Source organism: Paenibacillus sp. FSL F4-0125 (genome assembly GCF_038008565.1).
Taxonomy (GTDB): domain Bacteria; phylum Bacillota; class Bacilli; order Paenibacillales; family Paenibacillaceae; genus Paenibacillus_AQ.
Genome location: NZ_JBBOZJ010000001.1, coordinates 2,042,162 through 2,063,404 on the forward strand (window position 1 = coordinate 2,042,162; position 21,243 = coordinate 2,063,404).

Genomic DNA, 21,243 nt, shown 5'->3' on the forward strand with positions numbered 1-21,243 from the left:
CAGATATGGAACAGATTGAACGTAAGTTTCAGGAGAAGATGAGTTTGGCTCAGGCACGTGCAACGCAGTTATTTCAAATCTTTGAACAGGACTTGACTGAAGAAGAAATAGTTGCACTTAAGTATCTCTATGCGTACATGCCAGTGAATGATTTGGCGGATTACAATGGTGAGCTTTTCTTGAATCATGTGAGAACGACACTAAAGATTCGCCGAGAAATGCCATGGCAAGTCCCGGATCATATATTTTTACATTTCGTACTGCCCTACCGTGTTAATACCGAAAACATTGAAGAACACCGCCAAATTCTTCATGAACAATTAGCAGAACGAACTAGTAAGTTGTCCATGACGGAAGCCATTCTGGAGACAAATTACTGGTGTCATGAGGTAGCAACGTATATTGGGAGTGATTTGCGGACGATTTCACCATTATCGATGATTCGAAATACACGCGGTCGTTGCGGTGAAGAATCTACACTAGCTGTGGCAGCCCTTCGAAGTATAGGTATACCTGCGCGTCAAGTGTATACGCCACGTTGGGCACATTGTGATGATAACCACGCATGGGTGGAAGCATGGGCAGACGGTGAATGGTATTTTATTGGGGCTTGTGAGCCGGAAGCCCGTCCTAATCAAGGATGGTTTGGACCTCCAGCGCGTAGAGCAATGTTAATTAACACGCGTATTCTCGCTAATTATCAAGGTCCAGAAGATATTACGCTTGCAGATGAGTGGTTCACTGAAATTAATGTTTTGGAAAATTACGCATCCACGCGGGCAATTACGATTCATGTGAAAGATGAATTCGGACAGTCTGTGCAGGATGCAGAAGTACAGTTCCAAGTGTATAACATGGCGGAATTTTTCCCGATTGCCATCCTTCCTACCAATGCTCAAGGAGAAGCAACTTTCAAAACAGGTCTCGGTGACCTCATGATTCGTGCGGCAAAGGGTGGTACTTGGGGGGAACTGAAAATTTCAGTGGCGGACAGTGAATGCGTTGAGCTTGTACTGAATCAAGAAAATCAGCCCGCTGCAGGAACGATGGCCGATTATGATATGGTTCCACCTCCAGCGTGTGAAGGTGAGGTAATAGAGGAACTGTCTGAAATTCGTATCCAGCGACATAATGAACGTTTGGAGGAAGGGATCTCAATCCGTGCGAAATATGAAGCGACTTTTGTGACAGAAGAAGCAGCGAGGAAGCTCGGGGAAACACTGGGTCTCCCGGAAGATCGTGTATGGGCAGTGCTTCAGAAGGCACGTGGTAACAGTGTAGAGATAGCCGCATTTCTGGAGGCAGCCACATCCGTGTATGGAGAATGGGCTTTACGGTTATTGGAATGTAGTAATGACAAGGATTTAATTGACACATTTATTCCTACCCTTACAGATCATGTGGCTGGTGCGCTTGCTGTACGTGGTGAGCTCACAGAGGAAGTGTTCGTTCCCTACATTCTGCGTCCTCGTGTTCACTACGAGATGATTACACCGTATCGTACATTTTTCCAACAAGCTTTTACTTCGGATAAAGTGGCATTGTTCCGTAAGGACCCAACGAAGCTGGTTCAATTCATAGATGAAACGTGGGATATATGGACAGACCTTCCGAATCTGAAAGGGAAGGGAACGGCAGTGGGTACCTTTGAATTGCGCGTAGGCGATCGAAGTTCCCTGGATATCATGTTCGTATCCATTTGTCGTAGTTTAGGAATCCCAGCGCGAATTCATCCCATTGAATCCAAGCCGCAATTTATGGTGGATCATATTTTCGTGGATGCTCAATTTACCAAAGGCGTTGTTGGAGGCGGGATAGAATTAGCGAATGGCACTCTCATACTTCATCGTGATCAGGGTGCAGGGACAGTCCAACCAACGGCTTCATACTATGAGAATTTCACATTAGCTCGGCTGGAGAACGGTTTTTATAAAACCTTATGTTACCCGCATGGCGCAAATGACCTATATGATACACCACTTGAGGTTGAGCAGGGAGCATACCGTCTGACGACAGGCGTACGATTAAAAGATGGTACTGTGCTTATCAAGTTCACTTATTTTCATATTGCAGAAGGGGAAGAGACGAAGCTGGTCATGAAATATCGTCAATCTACATTGGAAATTCCAGTGTACGGCAAGGTGGAACGACTCAAGCAGCTGACCTCATGGGCGGGAGTAGAACAGACTTTCGCAGATCTTATTGGTGGAAAGGGCGCCTATGTCGCTTGGCTGGAGCCGGAACGAGAGCCTTCAAAGCATTTACTTCGTGAACTCTCTGAGTTGAAGCATGAGTTCAATGCGCTAGGTGCTCCCATCATTCTTATTATTGGTGATAAGCAATGGGCAGCTTCGTTTCATCCCGAGGACTATCCAGATCTTCCTGCAAATGCAGTGTTTGTACGTGATTCAACGTATAATCTATTGCCCGAATTATTTGCATCGTCCCAAGCGAGTGAAGCGGGCTTCCCGCATCTTATCATTGTGGACCGTGAAGATCAGATTCGTTACATGTCATCAGGATATAAGATTGCAGCGAGCAAGGAAGCGATTCAAATCTTAACAAGGGTGTGAAAGGATGGATCAACAGATGATTGTAGCAGGCTACGTGAGTGATTCCAAACTATCTGAGTTACCGGGTGACCACTTGATGAAGTTAACGCATCTCAATGTTGCATTTGGTTATGTGATAGATGATCAGATTACAACAGCACATTTGAAATGCACGAACCAGCTACAAGAGATGAAAGCGATGTATCCGAATCTGACACTGATGCTCTCCGTAGGCGGATGGGGGAATGGGGGCTTCTCTGAGGCTGCCTCTACCGAAGAAGGACGTCAGAAATTTGCAGCGTCGGCTGTGCAAGTGGTAACAGATTTCCCGTTCGATGGAATCGATTTGGATTGGGAATACCCTTGTTACAGTGAAGCGGATATTAAATCGTCGCCGGATGATAAATGCAATTTCACACTGCTATTAAAGGCGATTCGAGATGCACTGGATGTAAAAGGTACAGCGGATAGCAGGCATTACTTGCTTACAATTGCGGCAGGTGCTGATCAGTATTATATTGATGGCACCGAGATGGATCAAGTACAGAAATATTTGGATTTTATACAGCTGATGACCTACGATATGCGTGGCGGTTTCCAGATTCTAACGGGACATCATACGAATTTATTTCATACGACAGGAGATTTGTATCGTATCAGTACAGAGGCATCGGTGAATATGTTCATTCAGGCAGGCGTTCCCCGAGAGAAAATCGTCATTGGCGTGGCGTTCTATTCCCGAATGTGGAAGCAGGTGCCGGATAAGAATCATGGATTTCTACAAATGGCGGGCACAACGGGTGGCTATGGCCCAGAATATACAGAGCTGTTTGCTAATTACATCAATCAGAATGGCTACACACGACATTGGGACGATGAGGCCAAAGCACCGTTTTTATTTAATGGAGACACGTTTATTTCCTACGATGACGTGGATTCGATCACACATAAATGTGAGTATGTCAAACGTGAAAAACTTGCGGGTGCCATGTTCTGGGAATATAGCTGTGATAAGACACACAAGTTGCTTGATGCACTGTATGCAGGCTTATATGAGAGCGTGAAGTAAGCTGCCTGTTCAATTAGTTAAGAAACATGATACTTCAGTCAACAAACGTTAGATTCAGGATAAATTCCCTTTTAATGCGCTTTATTATGATTTAAAGTAGGGGTGCAAGTAGGGTTAGATATCCTGAAAACGTTGTTGCAGATCACAATTGTATACATGGAAGGAGTTTATGAAATGAGCAAAATAATTGGTGAAGCACTATCAAATATTCCTTGGCAGGATAAGCCGAGTGGCTATAACGCTCCAGTGTGGCGGTATACCCATAATCCGATTATTCAGCGAGATGCACAGTTAAACTCGAACAGTATTTTTAATTCCGCGGTGATTCCTTTTGAAGAGGGATATGCAGGGGTATTCCGTTGTGACTCCAGATCTGTAAGTATGGACATATTCGCTGGCTTCAGTCAGGACGGGCTTCAATGGGAGATTAATGAGAATCCGATCCACTTCGAGGGCGACGAATATGTAACAAAGCGGGAGTATCGTTACGATCCACGCGTCTGCAAAATCGAGGATAAATATTATGTTTCTTGGTGTAATGGATACCATGGTCCTACAATTGGTCTCGCATATACGTATGATTTCAAAACCTTTCACCAATTAGAAAACGCTTTCCTGCCATACAACCGGAATGGTGTATTATTTCCGCGCAAAATAAATGGCAAATATGCCATGTTAAGCCGTCCAAGTGATACGGGGCATACACCATTTGGAGATATCTTTTTTAGTGAGAGCCCTGACCTGACGTATTGGGGAAAGCATCGTTACGTGATGGGTACGATCAATTCGGACGCTTCTGCATGGCAATCGAAGAAAATTGGTCCAGGGCCGATCCCAATTGAAACAGATCGTGGATGGTTGTTAATCTATCATGGTGTAATAAATACGTGTAACGGGTTCGTATATCGGATGGGTGTTGCTTTATTAGATTTGCATGAGCCATGGAAGGTGTTAGCACGTTCACGAAATTATATTCTCGGACCTGAGACATTGTATGAGTGTGTAGGAGATGTGCCGAATGTCACCTTCCCTTGCGCAGCACTTTCGGATGGTGATACAGGCCGAATTGCAATTTACTATGGCTGTGCTGATACCGTAACAGGCGTAGCCTTCACAACTGTGGATGAGTTGTTCGACTATATGGATAAGTATCCGCTCCAGAATTAGTAGAGAAGGCGAAGCGTCGTGGCAAGTATAAATAACCATAGGGAGAGATCGCAATGTCCGCCAAAAGACCTTGGAAAATATACGCAATCCATCATTCTCATACAGATATCGGATATACAGAGCGTCAAGAGAAAATTCAGCAATATCATGTCAATTTCATTCGCCAGGTCCTGCATATTTTACGGGAAAGCAAATCGGGACGTCATCCGGAATGGCAAGGCTTTAAGTGGGTCTGTGAGACATTTTGGCCGATCGAAACTTTTCTGAAGCAGGCGACAGAGCAAGAGAAGATAGAGTTCGCTGAAGGTGTGAAACAGGGAGATATCGGCTTGTCGGGGACTTATCTAAATATGACAGAATTAATTGGTAAAGAGCTGTTCCAATCGATGATTACGCGGGTATGTGATTACGGACAGTCCATTGAAATTCCTGTAACATCGGCAATGACAGCAGATATTAACGGTTTCAGCTGGGGGTATGGTCAGGTATTGCTGGATGCTGGGATCCAGAATCTGTCCACCTGTATTCATACACATCATGGAATGTTTCCCTGCTGGAAAAAGCAGCAGCCGTTCTGGTGGGAGATGCCTTCTGGGGACCGCCTGTTGACGTGGAGCGGGGAGCATTATGTGTTCGGAAATGATCTGGGGCTGGTACCTGGCATGGGTGGAAAATATACGATTAAAGATGAATTCGATATGAGCAAAGGCGCGGATTTTGAAATAGCTGAACAACGGATCGGGCGTTATATCGATCGTCTGACAGAGGATGGCTATGCATTTGATTTCTTTCCGGCGATGTTCTCAGGCTTGCCTACGGATAATAACCCGCCAAATGCGGCGGCCATAGAGTTTATCCAACAATGGAACACCAAGCATGGGGACCGGATTTTAATTCAAATGGCAACGCTAGATGACTTCTTTGCAGAAGTCCGTGCCCATGCAGCACAGCACCCGGAAGATATTCCTGTCTATCGCGGAGATTGGCCAGATTGGTGGACGGATGGGGTTGGCTCGACACCAAAGCATGTACAAGTATTCCGTGAGGCGCAGCGGGTGTACCAGAAGGTAAGAAGACTAGATCCTAATTATGACATCATTTCCCCGGAAGCTATTAAGGAAATGGAATATCAATTAACGATGTTCGCTGAGCACACATGGGGCTATCATTCTTCCATTTCGGAGCCTTGGAACCCGTTTGTTCAGGAGCTGGGCTTGCGTAAGGAGGCATTTGCTGCAAATGCGAGCACCGCTGCACATCGCGCATTGTACGAAATCCTTGAAGCCAAGGGAGATGCACTGCTTGCACCGGGTCGGCCGATGAAGTTCAAAATTTGCAATCCTTACAGCTATGTTCAGGAGGATCATGCTCATCTTATTCTTGAGGGTTGGTATTACGAGCAGATTAAAGAAGGGTTTGAGGTGCGTGATTTCAATACAGGTGAGGTGCTCCCATCTCAACTGCGTCTTGCGCATCGCGGGGTTATTGTAACCATTCCGGTGATGCTGGAGCCTCAGGAAGAAAAAGTGCTTCATATCGTAGCGGTTAAGCCAACAATCAAAACCGCATATATGAACGATTATGTGGCATCGGATCGTGTATTGGATTTGGATGTTACGCATGAAGTAAAGGACTTCCATGTGACATCCACATATGCTGAAACACCATTTGTACGTATTGAATGGAAGAAGGGTGAAGGAATCACCTCTTGGAAGGATAAGGAGACTGGACAGGAGCTGCTACGTGCAGACCGAAACCATCATGCATTCACACCGGTATATGATGTTACGCCAGCCACAAAGGTGGTCGAAATGACGGAGGTTCGTCGTCTTATGGGCCGTAATCGGAAAGGTCCGAATGCGATTGTATCTACAGGTGTGTTGACAAGTGCAGAAATTGTTGGACAGGGAGAGCTTTATAGCATGATTCAATTGACCTATGAAGTCTCCGGTTGTGAGCATTATTCCTTATTCTTAACCGTGTATGCGGATCGTCCTCGTGTCGACGTGGCGGTACGGATGCATAAGGAAAGTGTATGGAAGCCTGAGAATTTGTATATTTCACTTCCGTTTGGCGGCGCATTGACAACCTCTACGCAGGAGCTGTGGGTAGATAAGATGGATGCACTAACTCGTCTGCGCAAGGATCAATTACCAGGCAGCTTGGCCGATTATACGGCTGTTGGCGAAGGTGCTGCATACATTTCGGAGGAGCAAGGTATTGTGATTGCGATGCCAGACACTCCGTTGATTCAAGTGGGTGCTTTAGGGCATAAATATCGTCTACTTAATGGCGATGCAAGACTGGAACAGGACCCTGCGCACTTGTACGCCTGGGTGATGAATAACTATTGGGAAACCAACTTTGCAGCTACGCTTGGCGGCTTCTATGAGTTCCGCTATTACATTACATGGGGTGAGAAGTTTAACAGCCCTGAAGTATCGTTCGACATGTGTCGGGGGATGAATGCCGGAATCCTGGCGTGGAGACAATTCTAGTTCATGTGAACGGGAGGAATTGTAAGCTATGAGATATAAAGATTCATCCTTGCCGATTCATGAACGTGCTATAGATTTATTGGCTCAAATGACGCTGGAGGAGAAGATCGGGCAGCTCCTCCAGCCCTTTGGCTGGAAGGCGTATGAGAAATCAGAAGGCAAGATTCAATTGACAGAAGTATTTAAGGAAGCAATTGCAAACGGTGGAGTGGGTTCTTTGTATGGTGTGCTGCGTGCAGATCCTTGGACAGAGGTAACATTGGAAACTGGGTTGTCACCTTTGGAAGGCGCAGAAGTAACGAATCTGATCCAGCAATATGCGATTGAGCATACACGTCTGGGTATTCCGATTCTGCTGGGCGAGGAATGCTCACATGGTCACATGGCGATTGGTAACACCGTCTTTCCCGTACCGCTGGCTATCGGAAGTACATGGAATAGGGAATTATTCCGGCAGATCTGCCAAGCAGTGGCTGCGGAGACTCGCGCTCAAGGAGGGGCAGCAACCTACTCCCCAGTGTTAGATATTGTACGTGATCCGCGTTGGGGCCGAACAGAAGAATGCTTTGGAGAAGATCCATATTTAAATAGTGAAATGGCAGTTGCTGCAGTGAGGGGCTTACAAGGTGATTCATTAAATACAGACCATACGATCCTGGCAACATTAAAGCATTTCGTCGCGTATGGCAGCTCGGATGGTGGTCGTAATGCTGACACCGTACGGATGGGAAAACGCGAGTTAATGGAGAAGGATTTGCTGCCATTCCAGAAGGCAATTGAAGCTGGGGCTAAATCTGTTATGACCGCTTACAATGAGATTGACGGCGCTCCGTGTACTTCGAGTAAAGAGTTATTAACAGAGGTGCTTCGTGAGCAATGGGGCTTTGATGGCTTCGTCATTACGGATTGTGGTGCGATCAGCCAGCTTAAACACGGTCACCAGATTTGTGAGACCGAAGAAGAGGCGGCGAGTCTTGCACTTAAAGCTGGTGTGGATATGGAGATGTCTGGTGAAACCTTTGGCAGATGTCTGATAAGCGCATTGCGGCAACAGCTGATTAACATCACCGATATTGATCTCGCAGTTGAACGGATTCTGCATGTGAAGTTCGAATTAGGATTGTTTGAACGTCCATTTGTTGATCCGGCTACAGCACAGCGGGTCGTTGGACAACAATCGCATTTAGATATGGCGCGACAAGCTGCGCGTGAAGGTATCATTCTTTTAAAGAATCATGCACAGGCTCTACCGCTTTCTCCGTCACTTGGTAAGATTGCTGTTATTGGACCGAACGCCAACAATATATACAATCAATTGGGTGACTATACCTCACCACAGGAGCGTCATCACATCGTTACCGTGTTGGACGGGGTACGTGCTAAATGTGCAGGACATAGCGAAGTGCTGTATGCCCCGGGCTGCCGCGTGAAAGATCCATCGAAAGCAGGCTTTAAGATGGCAATGGAGGTGGCGTCAGCAGCGGATACCATTATTGCAGTTGTCGGGGGATCAAGTGCACGTGATTTCGGTGAAGGCACGATTGATTTGAAGACAGGGGCTGCCGTCATAACGGATCAATTTAGTCTTAGTGATATGGAATGTGGAGAAGGCTTCGATCGTGCAGAGCTGAACTTATGCGGTGTACAGCTTGAGCTGATGCAGGAGCTGCACAGCTTGAACAAAAAACTGATTGTTGTTTATATCAACGGTCGGCCCATTGTCGAGCCTTGGGTAGATGAGCATGCGGATGCTATTTTGGAGGCTTGGTATCCGGGACAGATGGGAGGGCATGCAATTGCTGATATTTTATTCGGAGATTATAACCCATCCGGTCGGCTTACGCTGTCCATTCCGAAGCATCTAGGGCAATTGCCAGTTTACTATAATAAGAAGCGCTCCCGAGGTCACCGCTATCTTGAGGTGGACTTTCATCCACAATATGTATTCGGTTATGGCCTTAGCTATACAAGTTATCAATACGATCAAATTCGCTTGGATCAACCGCAAATAGAGTTGGATGATTGTTGCACTGTATCCGTGGAGGTAACGAATATTGGCGATGTAGCCGGTCATGAGGTGGTTCAACTATATATAAAAGATTGCGCCAGCATGATCACACGCCCGGAGCGAGAGCTAAAAGGATTTCAGAAGATTTATATTGAGCCTGGTGAGAAGCGCAGGGTTCAATTTCATATTACTCCGCAGGAACTGCAGTTTGTCGGTCCTGATTTGCAATGGATGGTTGAGCCCGGCAAATTTGAGATCATGATAGGATCGAATGTAAGCGACACCATTTCAACAAGCTTGGAGGTTGTTTCTCGTAGCTTGAGTTAGTTATCACTGGAGGGTTGTCAATCATGAAAGAGCATCGTTTGCCTACTATTGAAATTAAGAGGTTTCCTCTGCCTCAGATTGTTCAACAAGTAATGAAGGACACTAGTGAACGTCTGGCTGATCGTCCGAAGCTTCGTCAATTGTTCCAAAATTGTTTTCCGAATACGTTAGAAACAACTACTAAGCTGCTGGATGACGGAACAACATTTGTGTTAACTGGAGATATTCCGGCGATGTGGCTGCGTGATTCCGTTGAGCAGGTAATCCACTATGTTCCTTTTGCTAAGGAAGATGCTGAGCTTAGGCGGATTCTAGAAGGCTTAATACGCCGTCATATGTTCTATATTCAGATCGATCCCTATGCGAATGCCTTTAACGAGTCTGCAAATGATTGGCACTGGAATGCAACGGATGTGACAGACAGTTCGCCTTGGGTATGGGAGCGTAAATTTGAGCTGGATTCCATGTGCTTCTCCTTCCGCTTGGCATATCTCTATTGGAAGGAAACCGGGCGTACCGGTATCTTTGATGAAGTATTTCGAACATCACTACTGAAGATGCTGAATGTATGGCAGATTGAACAGGAGCACAAGGAGCAGTCAACCTACCGCTTTCAACGTCACAACGGCATCATGATAGATACTTTACGTAAGAACGGTTTGGGGATGCCGGTAAATAATGTTGGATTAATCTGGTCAGGTTTTCGCCCAAGCGACGATGCGTGTGACTTTCACTTCAATATTCCATCGAATATGTTCGCTGCTGTAACGCTTCGACAATTGCAGGAAATTGCTCAATATGTATATAGAGATTCAAATCTCGTAGCCCGAATGTCGGCCATGGAAGAAGAAATCCGGCATGCCATTGAGCTTTATGGAATTATTGACCATTCTAAATACGGCAAAATGTACGCGTTCGAAACGGATGGTTTCGGTAACCACTTACTGATGGACGATGCAGGTACTCCTAGTTTGATGTCAGCGCCTTATCTAGGTTACTGTGCGCCAGACGATCCGGTATATTTGAATACCCGCAAATTTGCTTTGAGTGAGGATAATCCCTATTTTTTCAAAGGGGAGAAGCTGAGCGGCATTGGCAGTCCGCATACAAGCGCAGGATTCGTATGGCATCTTGCTTACACGATGCAGGGTTTAACGGCAGTTGATCCGCAAGAGATTCTTGAGATGATTGAAATCTGTGAATCGACAGATGCGGGTACTGGTTTTATGCATGAAGGCTTTGATGTTAATGATCCAACTAGCTTTACTCGTGAATGGTTCGCTTGGTCGAACAGCCAGTTCGCACAGCTTGTGTGGAAGGCAATAGAATCAGGCATATTGCCCTAAGGTATAGTTACCATGAGCGGGTTAGAACGCATACAACTGTAGAGGAGTGACAACTATGTTCGAAAATAGACCTACAAACCCCATTCGGTTCATTCAACAAATGAAGCCAGATACAGTTAAGCCTTATGCAAAAGACAGGGAACAGCTAGGTTTTGAGGCAATATTGTCCCCTCTACTTCAACAAGCAGCGCTGAATTCCACTAGTGTTATTCACGTTGCTATTGACGGTACGCACGATGCCCAATATCAGCATGTTCTAGCCAGGCTGATAGATGTATTGGAACAAAAAGGGCATAAGACGGTTTTTATCGGCACCGATAGCTTTATGAAGACAAGCGAAGAGCTTCGTACGTACTTTAAAGAGAATATTTCAGAGGACCGTGCATTGGGTTATTTTTCGGATGCCAAGATTGCAGATTATTTTATTCCAGAAGCACAAGCCAAGATAGACAACTTCAAAGACCGCATTCAATTACCAGTTCACCAAACAACCTTCATCATCACGTTCGGACCAGGGTCCTATTGGCTCGGGAAAGGCAACTTCGATATCACCTACTTTCTGGATTCTGCTGAAATATAATGACGTAATAATCGAGGCTCTTCGCCTCATTGTCATCCATTATGAGCATCCGATCATTCTCTGGAATCGTTGTTAAATGAGACTATAAAATAACCAGTTACCGATCAATTTTCGGTGACTGGTTATTTTGTTAGGGGAGAATTGTTATTATTCTTTAACGATTTAGTAAATCTAAAATTCAGCTATGCTATGACCCTATTAATTCTTTACTTTGAGGGTGTCCAAATGATAGAATACTTAGATTATTTCATATACGGTTTAGAGATTATTATTACAAGGAGTGATTTTTTTGCTAACAAATATAAATCTTGCTGGTGAATGGAAGTTGCAATTGGATGGTAGAAAAGAAGGGTTATCTTTACCGTTTATTGATTCTATGGATTTACCTGGTACGACCTCACATGCTAGAAAAGGTCCTAAAAACGTAAGCGCTCTCGTAGAATCATTGACCGATGAATATTTATTGGAAGGATACGCTTGGTTTTCAAGAGAGATTGATATTCCTATGGAGCTAGTAGAGAAAAACTGTTTTCTTTATTTAGAGCGGACAAGAATGACGAGAGTGTGGATAAATGATGTGCAAATTGGATCAAGTCATAGTCTGAATGCTCCACATCTTTATGATCTGACAGGACATCTATCTTGCGGATCGCAGATCCTTACGATCTGTGTGAATAATACCGATTATCCGACGAAAGGTGGGCATATGACCTCTCCGGATACACAGACCAATTGGAACGGAATTACAGGGAGAATGGAGTTGCAGTTCTTTAGCGAATCTTATCTCAGTGGTATTCAAATTTACCCGAATATCTCGGCACGATCCATAGAAGTTATTGCCGATATGATGGGTGAGGTCAAAGGGAAATTATTCGTTTCCGCCTCAAGCCTGAACTCTGCCAATAAACATGATGTAGCTGAACAAGTATATGACATGCCCGATTCAAAGGTTTCTATTACGTATGATATGGGTCCAGCCGCAATGTTGTGGAGTGAGGCGAAACCGAATCTTTATCAATTAAAGGTTGTATTACAGGGGGAATCAGGTGAGGTTCTTGACCGACAAGAGATCACTTTCGGACTTCGGGAATTTAGAGCGGATGGGGATAAATTCACTATTAATGGGGAGAAAACCTTTCTCCGTGGCAAGCACGATGGACTTATCTTTCCGCTTACAGGTTTTGCTCCAACCGATTTGGAGGACTGGATCAGCGTTCTTAGCATTGCTAAATCATATGGTATCAATCATTATCGTTTTCATACTTGCTGTCCTCCAGAAGCAGCTTTTACAGCAGCAGATATGCTTGGCATATACATGGAGCCAGAGCTGCCGTTCTGGGGGACGATCACAGAGGCGTCAGATGAAGGACATAATCCTGCAGAACAGGAATATTTAATCAAAGAAGGATATGCTATTCTAAAAGCGTTTGGGAATCATCCATCTTTTGTCATGATGTCGCTAGGCAATGAGCTATGGGGAAGCAGGTCTACGATAGATGCTATATTGAAGGCTTATAAGTCATTCGATAATAGAAGATTGTACACGCAAGGTTCGAATAATCATCAATTTATTCCGGAAATATTGGAGCATGATGATTTCTTCTGCGGAGTTCGGTTCTCAAAGGATAGGCTGATTCGGGGTTCCTATGCCATGTGCGATGCACCGCTGGGGAATGTTCAGACCTTAGTACCAAATACACTTTGGGATTATGATGAAATGATTAGCCCTGCGAATCTGGAGGTTAGCAACATCGAATCTAATGAGGCGGGCGATACCATTCAAATTCAGTATGGAACAGAAGCAAAAGATGTGAAGGTTGATGATATAAAGGAAGAATGGATTCCTGAAATACCTGTTATCTCTCATGAGATTGGTCAATATGCGACCTTCCCTAATTTTGATGAAATTCAGAAATATACAGGATCGTTGAAGGCAAAAAACTTCGAGATTTTTCGTAAGCGGTTAGAAGAGAAAGGTATGGGACATTTGGCAGCCAAATTCTTTGAATGTTCTGGCCAGCTGGCGGTTGCTTGCTATAAAGAGGAGCTCGAAGCAGCATTTCGTTCGAAGAAACTCGCTGGATTCCAACTTTTAGATCTTCAAGATTTCAGTGGACAAGGAACTGCGTTGGTAGGCATGTTAGATGCATTTATGGATTCAAAAGGATTAATCGAACCTGACGAATGGCGTACCTTCTGTAACGATGCTGTCCTTATGGCTAGGTTCTCAAGCTATAATTGTGTAGCTGAAGAACAATTTCATGCGCATGTTGAGCTTTCCTGGTTCCGCAATGATCCTCCTGAGCAGTTCGATTTAAAGTGGGAGCTGGCTTATGAGAGTGAAGTATGGTCAGACGGGTCAGTAACTGTGACTGTTCCAAGCAAGTCGAATTATTTGGATTTATGTGATCTGAACATCGGTTTGCCACGCGTTAATAAGATGTGTAAGGTGAATTTGAATCTCAGCATCGTAGGGACGGATGTTCGTAAAACCTATCCACTTTGGATTTATCCGAAGCAAGTAGATGTGGATTTTTCAGATATTCATCATTTTGATTCGCTTACGAGTCAAGCGCTGTCCTTACTGGAGGCGGGTGAGAATGTATTATTGATGCCAAAGCCGGAGCATTTATCTAATGCAATTGAAGGTTATTATTGTACTGATTTCTGGTGTTACCCCATGTTTCGCTCCATATCTGAAAGCATGAACCGCCCAGTGCCAGTTGGAACAATGGGATTAGTGATTGCTAAGGATCATCCGGTGTTCGCAAATTTCCCATCCGATGAATTCTCCACGTATCCTTGGTGGAACATCGTAACGAATGCTAAGTCGATTATTATGGATGGTGTGAGTAAAGACTGGAGTCCAATCGTACAATCGATCGATAATTTTGAACGAAATCATAAATTAGGTTTACTCTTCGAATGTCGTGTTGGCAAGGGGAAGCTACTTATAAGTGCGATAGATGCTGAGAAGGTTTGTGAGGTGCCAGAAGGAAGACAGTTTCTTTCCAGTATCATCACTTACATGAAATCGAATGACTTTAATCCTCAGTATGTATGTGACCCAGCTGAGCTGTTACAGATCATTCGATAACCCATTTTGGAGACGATTTGCAGAAGTTATTTTGAGTCTTACACTAGAGCACAGCTGATTGGTTTTTCAATCGGCTTTTTTGCTATCTAGTTTGAATTTCTATTAATCTCTCAATCTTCCGATACCCCCTTAAGGGATACCCAGCCCCCGTAATTATTGGTATACTTTAACAAATGAATCTACTTATGAAGAGTTTAAGGAGGTTATGATCGATGAGATCGAGCGGAATTCTTTTTATTTTTATAGCACTTGTAATAACCGGTTGCTTTAATCAGCTATCTAATGGAGAAGACAAGTTTACAACAACCATTAATGAACAAGAAGATGTGATAAACAGCCATGGAATGATTGTTAAGAATCTTGAGAAGCTGGATGACTTTATCCAAAATAAAACAGGTACACAGCGAGTGGTTCATTACACAATTGAAGGTGATCCGATCTTTAATGACTTGAAATATACTGACCAAGGGATTGAAATGCGGCATGATAATTCTGAAGATACGTTTGGTAGTCCCCAAGTAACCACATACACTTGTCAGAACCTTGTTAGAAACGAAACGGATAAACTTCTGTCGTATACCTTAACGGGCTGCGAGGGCGAACAAGCAAAGATTGAGCTGCTCCAGATTCCTTTTGACGTAACGAAACAAGATAAGTTTGAGTTTGTTTTAAAGTATGGCGTGAACTTAAAGAATGAGATCAACACCATTGATATGAAGCTAGTGAAAGATCTCCAGAATGGGGAAGTTGCCAGTGTTAACGATTTTGAGCTTACTGAACAGGAACGTGGACAAATCTATAAAGAAATGGTTCTGGCGAATTATTTAGATGAAAAAGAAGTATCTACAGAGTGTAATCGAAAACCTGCTGTAAGTTACGATTTAACGGTTCAGATTAATAGTGGAGAGCGTCATTATCAGTGGACAGAATGCCAAAATACTGAGGATGATGGTCAAATGACTGAATTGGCTCAAGCGATCATTAAGATCGTGCAGGCCGGAAGTATTTATAAGCAACTGCCTGAGGTTAAGGGGCATTACGAATAATTTAAATAAGTTGAACTAAAACATTCTAAAAAGGAAGAGTGGCGGAGGGGAAGTTTGGAACTGCAGGAGCGATAGCGTCCGCCTGAAAGCTTTCCGTAGGAAAGCTCGCTTCGGAAGCATAAGCTCACCGGATTTCAACCGCTATAAGCGGTACAAATCAAGAAATTCTTACGACAACAGCGACCGGAAGTCCAAACATTCACCGCAGTCACGTTTACCTTGAAGAAATACCTTAAGTTTTTAACTAATTTTTATTCTCAGATCATTGGAGGCAGCATTCATGCACCGTATATTATTAATTGAAGATGACGAAGCGATAAGTGAAATGGTTAGGGCCTATTTAGTAAAAGAGGGCTATGAAGTGGAAACAGCGTTTGATGGTGAAGTAGCGGAAAGGACATTCCGTATTAGTAATCCTTTTGATCTTGTATTATTAGATCTCATGCTGCCCAAGCGCAGCGGCACTGACATCCTCCAGACGATCCGTGCGACAAGTCTAGTTCCGGTGTTGATCATGTCAGCCAAGGACAGCGATGTGGATAAAGCACTTGGACTTGGCTTTGGAGCGGATGATTATATAACCAAGCCATTTTCGATGATCGAATTAGCCGCAAGAGTGAAGGCTGCGATACGAAGAGCGGGTTATGCTACACCCACCATCCAAGCGGAAGCTTCGATTCCGGTGAAGCAAAAGATTTCCATTGGTGGCCTGACCGTGGACTTGGATAATTTCTCTGCACTAAAGAACGGGGAAGAAGTGAAGTTAACTTCTAAGGAATTTCATATTCTTAAGCTGTTTGTCACGCATCCGGGTAGAGTCTACACCAAAGCGCAGATTTATGCAAGCGTGTGGGCAGATGATTATTTCGGGGATGAGAACGTTATTAATGTACATATGAGAAGATTACGCGAAAAAATAGAGGATGATCCTTCCCATCCAGAGTACATCAAGACGTTATGGGGGATCGGGTATAAGCTGGGAGAGCAGCTATAATGAGCATGGCGCTTAGTGTGGTCATTGTACTCCTGCTCGTCGTCATTGGATGGCAATATCAGAATTCGCGTAAAGCTTCAAGTGATCTGAAATATATTCATGACAAGCTAAGCAGCATCATGGCTGAAGGTTCACATGAAAGACTGCTGTTATTCAGCAGTAATGTGGAGCTGCAAAGTGTGCTGATCGATCTAAACCGGCTGCTCGATGTTAACCATAAAGGAAGCGTTGAGCGCGTGAAGCTGGAGAAGTCCATGCGTAATATGCTGTCGAATATTTCCCACGATCTTAAGACTCCGCTAACGGTAGTACTCGGTTATATTGAAACGATTCAGCAGGATGAGCATATGCCAGCCGAGGAACGGGAACGCATGATGGATACGATTCACCAAAAAGCGAATGAAGTGATCCGTCTGATGAATAAGTTCTTTGATTTGGCCAAGCTGGAATCGGGGGATCGAGAAATCAATCTTACACGTGTTGAGGCAGGCGAAGTATGCAGACGAAATATTCTTTCCTTCTATGATATCCTTAGCGCCAAGGGCAGTGAGGTGGAAATAGAGATCCCTGATGAGTTACTTTACTTCATGGGGAACGAAGAGGCGCTTGACCGGATCTTGTCCAATTTGTTATCGAATGCGATTGCTTATGGCGATGCCGGAGGTGTATTAGGCTTGAAACTCTATAGTGATAAGAACAAAGTATACATAGATGTTTGGGATCGGGGAAAAGGCATTAGCGAAGCACACCAGGATAAAGTATTCGAACGGCTATATACACTGGAGGATTCGAGAAATCGATCGTATCAAGGCAGCGGTCTGGGTCTGACCATCACCAAAAGATTAACGGAGCAGATGAATGGAACCATTACACTGGTTAGTCAACCGTTTGTGAGAACGGTATTTACCCTTTCTTTTCGCAGATTAAGCTTCTAAGGAATGAAATTATGCACAGCTTAAGATTTTCGTAAGAATCGAGTAATAAAAAAGAAAATTCTGCTGTGTACAATAAGAACTAAGGAAGACGAGACGAAAACAAAGGGGAGCGCGGAAATGACTACAATACTTCGAACAAGAAATTTAACAAAAAACTATCAAGGCAAAGAAGCCGTTAGCAATGTAAACATGAATATTAAACAAGGTGAAATCTATGGCTTTCTTGGACCGAACGGTGCCGGCAAAACAACGGTCATGAAAATGATCACGAACCTCGTTAAACCTACGAGTGGCGAGATTGAATTTTTTAATGAAAAAATGACAAATCATTCTTATGAAATGCTCAAACGGATGGGCTGCATCATTGAATATCCAGTGTTCTATGATAAGCTGACGGCCAAAGAAAATCTGATCCTGCATGGAGAATACATGGGCTATTATGATCCGCAAGCGATTGGTGAAGCACTGGAGCTGGTAAAGCTTACGGGTATTGATAAAAAGCCGGTGAAGCAATTTTCGCTTGGGATGAAGCAGCGGCTTGGTATTGCCAGAGCCTTCATGACGAAACCTGAGCTACTCATTCTGGATGAGCCGATTAATGGATTAGACCCCGTGGGAATCAAAGAGATGCGTGAAGTGTTCCGGATGCTTAGTCGTGAATATGGGATGACGTTACTCGTATCTAGCCACATTTTGGGAGAAATCGAACAGATTGCTGATACTATCGGTGTGATCCGGGAGGGTATACTGGTAGAAGAAGTGGCGATGGATTCCATTCGCGGTCAAAATACAGAATATATCGAAGTGGTGACGAATGAGATTAACAAAGCAGTGTACGTGTTGGAGCACAAGCTTGGCCTCAATAATTTTAAAGTGCTGGATCATATTACAGTCAGAATATATGACGGTGGAATCTCACAACGTGATCTGAATAAGGCGCTAGTGCTGGCAGATGTGGAAATTGAGAGCATCAGCAAGAAACAACATACGCTGGAAGATTATTTTTTACAACTGATCGGGGGTGAAGGCGTTGCTTAAATTAATATCCTTGGAGATTCGGAAGAATAAGCTAAAAACGCTTCTTACAGGCGCATCAATCGTCAATCTTGCTATTCTTGCGTTTATGATTATGGTGTTATTCGTTGATCGAAATGAGAGTGAACCGTCGTTCGCTTCTTATGCAGATATGTTTGAGGGTGTGTTCGTTTTTGTAAAGGCTGCTTATATTATTTTCGCTTCGGTTATTATTAGCAAGCTGGTGATTGATGAGTACAAGAACAACACCATCACTCTTCTCTTCATGTATCCTATCTCACGCAAAAAGCTAATGACCGCGAAAATATTGATAGTGTTCGCCTTCACTTTTGTTGCCATCATCGTGTCTGACATTGTGGTTGGCGCCATCCTAATAGGATTCAATTCCTTTGTAGGGCTTATTCCGGGTGAGTTAGACCTTTCAATGATCAGTTCAGAGTTGATCAAGTTAGGTGCAAACGCATTTTATGCAGCGGGTATCGCTCTAATTCCATTGTACTTTGGGATGAAGAAAAAATCAGTCCCTGCTACCATCGTGTCTGCTGTGTTGGTTACTTCCTTAATTTCAGGTGGATTTGATCAAGCTCGCTTAGGTAATTTAGCGGCGGTGTCGATCTCGCTTGGCTTGTTAGGAGCAGGTATTGCCTATATGGCGATTCGTAATATTGACCATAAAGATATAGCCTAAGACAGTTACAGAAATCCCTCTTAAGAATCTCAGTACGATGTGTAAGTCATCGTGGCTGGATTCTATAGGGGGATTTGGTGTTTATCTGCGACTGAACTAAGTAAATTTGCTATAATGGTCAAAATAGAAGAATTTAAAATTTAAGATAATTTCCGTTCATTTTAGGGTAATGATAATGGATGAGAGAGCCTGAGGTGAAATGAATTGTGGATAAAGACTGGACGTCCATTCTAAAACGATTGCTTTCCGAAGAGAGCGCTTATACATCGTTATACAACCATCATCCTAATGTGATATTTGTTTTGGATCGGCAAGGTCGCTGCGTAGGAACGAATCATACATTCTATCTGGAATCCAGTGCAGATGCATCGGTCCAAGATATAGGTCTGACAGCACTTAAGAGAATATACCTTGTTGATATAGCTGATTTTGAGGCTGCCCTCCAAGGAAGTTCCTCTAGCTTTGAGTTGCAAGATGTGAATGATCCCAAAGCGGATGCCGTGAGGGGGAACTTTATTCCTATAACGATAGATGAGGGAATTGTCGGGGTATTTGCGATCATTCAAGTGGATAACGGCAACTATCATCATTATTCGGAAGGGTTACATGACTGGCTAAATGGATTGGCGGATTCTTTTAAAGCTAAATTATTTGGTAAGGCAGAACTGAAGACAACCTTCAAACCAACTTTTACTGCTGTAGTCGAGGAGGAGCGAGCGAGCCTTATACTGAATTCCGTCTCAGCTGGGATATTCGTACTAGATAATATGGGGCGAACGCTCTTTATTAACCGTGAGGGAGCAGATATGCTGGGTTACCAGCCTATAGAATTGATTGGTATGAAGCTGATGGAATATATTCATCAAATCCAAGGTGATGGCTCACGTTATTCAACTCCTGACTGTCAGATCAGTCTTACAATTGCAGATGGTATTATCCGCAGAAAAGATGATGAGATCTTCTGGCGTAAGGATGGAACCAGCTTTTTTGTGAATTATCGGGTGTCTCCTCTTATGGATGGGGGGATGATTGCAGGTGCGGTTATTGCTTTTAGCGATATCACGAATGCGAAAGAGATCATTCGCGCTAAGGAATCTGCAGAGCAGGCGGCGCAAGCCAAATCTGATTTCTTAGCGATGATGAGTCATGAAATCCGGACACCGATGAATGGAATGATTGGCATGTCAGATCTTTTACTTGAAACGGATCTAGGAGAAGAACAGCGAGGGTATGTCGAGATTTTACGAAGCAGTAGTTACACGCTATTACAGATCTTGAATGACATTCTTGATTTCAGCAAGATGGAAGCGGGAAAAATGCCACTACAATGCGAATCATTTGAGCTTCGAGAGATGATGGCGGGCATCATAGATTTATTTACGCCTAAAGCGGAAGAGAAGAAACTGGCATTACGGTGGTGGGCGGATACGAGTGTTCCCACAACATTACTAGCCGATCCGATCCGTTTGCGGCAGATTATTGTCAATCTGGTAGGCAATGCTCTAAAATTCACAGAATATGGAAGCGTGACGCTATCGGTTAAGAACATTCCACTTTCGGATTCAAAAGAATATTTACTGGAATTCTCGGTACGCGATACAGGTGTAGGGATTGCCGATAATAAACTCAACTTATTGTTTCAATCCTTCTCTCAGCTGCACCCAACCATCAACCGTAAATATGGCGGTACAGGATTAGGACTCGCTATTTGTAAGCAGCTTGTTGAGTTGATGGGTGGGACAATCTTTGTAGAAAGCGAAGAGAATATAGGTTCAACGTTCCGGTTTATGCTACCCTTCATAAAAGAAGAGGCTGAGTTAAAACTAACTTCAAATCAAGAGGGGTAAACACAAATCTCCGGTCCATTGACTTACGAAGTAATGGCCGGAGATTTGTGTGTG

General features: G+C 43.9%; 14 protein-coding genes. All 14 read left to right on the top strand.

Annotated features, from left to right (window positions below):
- The first annotated feature begins 5 nt into the window (after window positions 1-5).
- The 14 genes from NST74_RS08830 (at window position 6) to NST74_RS08895 (ending at window position 21,189) form a co-directional block, all read left to right on the top strand.
- Window positions 6-2,573, top strand: coding sequence for a transglutaminase domain-containing protein (locus NST74_RS08830; protein ID WP_341111567.1), 2,568 nt, complete (start codon window positions 6-8; stop codon window positions 2,571-2,573).
- A gap of 4 nt (window positions 2,574-2,577) precedes the next feature.
- Window positions 2,578-3,621, top strand: coding sequence for a glycoside hydrolase family 18 protein (locus tag NST74_RS08835; RefSeq protein WP_341111569.1), 1,044 nt, complete (start codon window positions 2,578-2,580; stop codon window positions 3,619-3,621).
- Between the two features lie 174 nt (window positions 3,622-3,795).
- A complete protein-coding gene (locus NST74_RS08840; RefSeq protein ID WP_341111571.1) occupies window positions 3,796-4,788 on the top strand; it encodes a glycoside hydrolase family 130 protein in 993 nt (330 codons plus the stop codon).
- A 53-nt stretch (window positions 4,789-4,841) separates the two neighbouring features.
- Window positions 4,842-7,286: a glycoside hydrolase family 38 N-terminal domain-containing protein gene (locus NST74_RS08845; RefSeq protein ID WP_341111573.1), complete on the top strand. Its 2,445-nt coding sequence runs from the start codon at window positions 4,842-4,844 to the stop codon at window positions 7,284-7,286.
- A 28-nt stretch (window positions 7,287-7,314) separates the two neighbouring features.
- A complete protein-coding gene (locus tag NST74_RS08850) occupies window positions 7,315-9,621 on the top strand; it encodes a glycoside hydrolase family 3 N-terminal domain-containing protein (RefSeq protein ID WP_341111575.1) in 2,307 nt (768 codons plus the stop codon).
- A 23-nt stretch (window positions 9,622-9,644) separates the two neighbouring features.
- Window positions 9,645-10,967 (top strand): glycoside hydrolase family 125 protein, encoded by a 1,323-nt coding sequence (locus NST74_RS08855; RefSeq protein WP_341111576.1) that lies wholly within the window; start codon window positions 9,645-9,647, stop codon window positions 10,965-10,967.
- A 55-nt stretch (window positions 10,968-11,022) separates the two neighbouring features.
- Window positions 11,023-11,547, top strand: coding sequence for a hypothetical protein (locus NST74_RS08860; RefSeq protein ID WP_341111577.1), 525 nt, complete (start codon window positions 11,023-11,025; stop codon window positions 11,545-11,547).
- Window positions 11,548-11,827: 280 nt separating this feature from the next.
- Complete coding sequence (locus NST74_RS08865) at window positions 11,828-14,644, top strand: glycoside hydrolase family 2 TIM barrel-domain containing protein (RefSeq protein ID WP_445668135.1); 2,817 nt, start codon at window positions 11,828-11,830, stop codon at window positions 14,642-14,644.
- 212 nt (window positions 14,645-14,856) lie between these two features.
- Window positions 14,857-15,690 (top strand): DUF4362 domain-containing protein, encoded by an 834-nt coding sequence (locus tag NST74_RS08870; RefSeq protein ID WP_341111580.1) that lies wholly within the window; start codon window positions 14,857-14,859, stop codon window positions 15,688-15,690.
- 280 nt (window positions 15,691-15,970) lie between these two features.
- On the top strand, window positions 15,971-16,684 hold the full coding sequence (locus NST74_RS08875) for a response regulator transcription factor (RefSeq protein ID WP_341111582.1): 714 nt from the start codon (window positions 15,971-15,973) through the stop codon (window positions 16,682-16,684).
- Window positions 16,684-17,619: a sensor histidine kinase gene (locus NST74_RS08880; RefSeq protein ID WP_341111584.1), complete on the top strand. Its 936-nt coding sequence runs from the start codon at window positions 16,684-16,686 to the stop codon at window positions 17,617-17,619. The genes NST74_RS08875 and NST74_RS08880 overlap by 1 nt, the downstream gene beginning before the upstream one ends.
- Before the next feature lie 117 nt (window positions 17,620-17,736).
- Window positions 17,737-18,657, top strand: a complete 921-nt coding sequence (locus tag NST74_RS08885; protein ID WP_341111585.1) for an ABC transporter ATP-binding protein — start codon at window positions 17,737-17,739, stop codon at window positions 18,655-18,657.
- A complete protein-coding gene (locus NST74_RS08890) occupies window positions 18,641-19,342 on the top strand; it encodes an ABC transporter permease (protein WP_341111586.1) in 702 nt (233 codons plus the stop codon). Before NST74_RS08885 ends, NST74_RS08890 begins: the two co-directional genes overlap by 17 nt.
- Before the next feature lie 206 nt (window positions 19,343-19,548).
- Window positions 19,549-21,189: a PAS domain-containing sensor histidine kinase gene (locus NST74_RS08895; protein WP_341111588.1), complete on the top strand. Its 1,641-nt coding sequence runs from the start codon at window positions 19,549-19,551 to the stop codon at window positions 21,187-21,189.
- Window positions 21,190-21,243: the final 54 nt, after the last annotated feature.

Bases quoted from the DNA above. Each gene is read 5' to 3' on its own strand.
- NST74_RS08860 (WP_341111577.1), top strand. From the start codon at position 11,023: ATGTTCGAAAATAGACCTACAAACCCCATTCGGTTCATTCAACAAATG.
- NST74_RS08880 (WP_341111584.1), top strand. From the start codon at position 16,684: ATGAGCATGGCGCTTAGTGTGGTCATTGTACTCCTGCTCGTCGTCATT.
- NST74_RS08840 (WP_341111571.1), top strand. From the start codon at position 3,796: ATGAGCAAAATAATTGGTGAAGCACTATCAAATATTCCTTGGCAGGAT.
- NST74_RS08870 (WP_341111580.1), top strand. From the start codon at position 14,857: ATGAGATCGAGCGGAATTCTTTTTATTTTTATAGCACTTGTAATAACC.
- NST74_RS08885 (WP_341111585.1), top strand. From the start codon at position 17,737: ATGACTACAATACTTCGAACAAGAAATTTAACAAAAAACTATCAAGGC.
- NST74_RS08845 (WP_341111573.1), top strand. From the start codon at position 4,842: ATGTCCGCCAAAAGACCTTGGAAAATATACGCAATCCATCATTCTCAT.
- NST74_RS08830 (WP_341111567.1), top strand. From the start codon at position 6: ATGGAACAGATTGAACGTAAGTTTCAGGAGAAGATGAGTTTGGCTCAG.
- NST74_RS08835 (WP_341111569.1), top strand. From the start codon at position 2,578: ATGGATCAACAGATGATTGTAGCAGGCTACGTGAGTGATTCCAAACTA.
- NST74_RS08875 (WP_341111582.1), top strand. From the start codon at position 15,971: ATGCACCGTATATTATTAATTGAAGATGACGAAGCGATAAGTGAAATG.
- NST74_RS08855 (WP_341111576.1), top strand. From the start codon at position 9,645: ATGAAAGAGCATCGTTTGCCTACTATTGAAATTAAGAGGTTTCCTCTG.
- NST74_RS08850 (WP_341111575.1), top strand. From the start codon at position 7,315: ATGAGATATAAAGATTCATCCTTGCCGATTCATGAACGTGCTATAGAT.